Origin of the sequence: Loktanella sp. DJP18 (assembly GCF_049310965.1) — a bacterium.
Taxonomy (GTDB): Bacteria; Pseudomonadota; Alphaproteobacteria; order Rhodobacterales; family Rhodobacteraceae; genus Loktanella.
This window is the reverse complement of the sequence record NZ_JBMERN010000296.1, coordinates 1-1,759: the sequence shown is the minus strand read 5'-3', so window position 1 is coordinate 1,759 and position 1,759 is coordinate 1. Positions and strand designations below refer to the sequence as shown.

General features: G+C 54.0%; 2 protein-coding genes. One reads left to right on the top strand and one right to left on the bottom strand.

Translation table 11 applies throughout. From position 1 onward, the window contains the following. Window positions 1-560, top strand: a 560-nt coding sequence (gene msrB / locus ACOI1H_RS25360) for a peptide-methionine (R)-S-oxide reductase MsrB (RefSeq protein WP_422441071.1), incomplete at its 5' end; no start/stop codon positions are given. A gap of 159 nt (window positions 561-719) precedes the next feature. On the opposite strand, the gene msrA is transcribed toward msrB, so the two are convergent. Then, complete coding sequence (gene msrA, locus ACOI1H_RS25355) at window positions 720-1,349, bottom strand: peptide-methionine (S)-S-oxide reductase MsrA (protein ID WP_422441069.1); 630 nt, start codon at window positions 1,347-1,349, stop codon at window positions 720-722. Window positions 1,350-1,759 lie beyond the last annotated feature (410 nt).

Here is a 1,759-nt window from a genome sequence, read left to right as displayed (position 1 = left end):
TTGATTATGGAGAGTCTAAAATGAAAAGACGCAGTTTCCTGACGACGATGATAGGTGCCGGGCTGGCTGCTCCGTTTGGTGTGCAAAAAGCGTCAGCGGCGATGGTCGATCAACCTTTGGGCATGGAGACAACATTTGGGCATGACCTCATCGACCTGCCGCTGAGTCCCGTCACTCTCAGTGAGACTGAATGGCAAGCAATATTGACTGCAGAGGAGTTTGCGGTTTTGCGCGACAATGAGACTGAGCGGCCGTTTACCAGTCCGCTGAACGAAGAAAAGCGCGCAGGTACGTTCACCTGTGCGGGTTGCGATTTGCCTCTGTATCGATCCGAGAACAAGTTTGACAGCGGTACAGGCTGGCCGAGCTTTACAGAAGCAATCAAAGGTGCCGTCGGGACGATGCCAGACCGAACGCTGCTCTTTCTTGTGCGGACAGAGGTTCATTGTGCACGCTGCCTAGGCCACCAGGGCCATGTACTCGGTGACGGACCACCCCCGTTTTTCAATCGCCATTGTATCAATGGGGTTGCTCTCAACTTTGCGCCGGACAGCGTGTGACGTTTTATCGGCGAACCTGACACCCGCTCAGCGTAAAATCGTCAGGGTGAATGCAGAGGCAATGATTATGCCATTGGCTCTGCAAGACCCCGGATAAGTCTCGGCGTAGGTGACGCAACTATTGGGATTCCAGGACACCTATTTGATCCTTATTGTACGTCACGACGCTGGCAAAAAAGGTGCGTCATCACCCCATATTGCACGGATCCGGTCGTCACGCCCGCAGCGCTCGCGGTACCTTTCGTAAGCAGTCTCTTTTTTTACAGCAATGCCCACTGTTGAAAAAGGCAGTCTTTCTTGGGACTTATAATAGTCTTGGTGATAAGCCTCTGCCGGATAGAACTCAGCATCGTCAAGAATTGGAGTAACAATGCTCTGGTTTAGCTCAGCCTCCGCTGCCGCTTTTGCCGCTTCAGCCGTCGCTCTGTCCTCCGCGTCGTCAACCCAGATCGCAGTTCGGTAGCTATCGCCCCGATCACAAAATTGTCCACCATCGTCGAGCGGATCAACGGACCGAAAAAACAGGTCATAGAGCTGCCGTCGATCGATCACGTCAGGGTCATAGGTGACCTGCACAGCTTCATAGTGACCTGTGCCGCCGTTGACGACCTGATCGTAGCTGGGATTTTTGACACGACCCCCGGCAAAGCCAGAGACGGCCTCAGATACGCCGTCTACTTTTTCGAAATCTGCTTCGGTACACCAAAAGCAACCACCGGCGACGGTGATGGTCTCAGCGTGGCCGGTGTTGCCCATAAACAATGCGACAACTGTCAGTGCGGTTTTCATGAGATCGTCCTCCATTTGAAGGGTAAATGCTTCGCAGGACCGATGTGTTCCTGGCGCTGTGCATTGACGCAGGTGCCAAAACGTCCAGCGGAACGCTGGCTGACAGTTGCCTGGCCGGGATTTGACGCGTGAACATGGTGGAAATGCCCAGGGGGTGAGCACCGACGCAGATGGTCGCGCCGAGATGTAGCACAGAAAATTTGTCCAGGATGCTGTTTCTTCACTTGGACGGGTCAAAAGCCTCCGATGACCGGAACGGTTAGGCGCGCCAAACGCCCGGAACGGACAGCTGCATCGCGCGTTCTACCGTAATCGCAAATTGGAGATCAAGCATGACCAAGCCGAAAACAACGAAATCAAATGCGGGATCTAAAAAGCAGGAACTTGAAACCTCCCGGAAGGCCGACAGC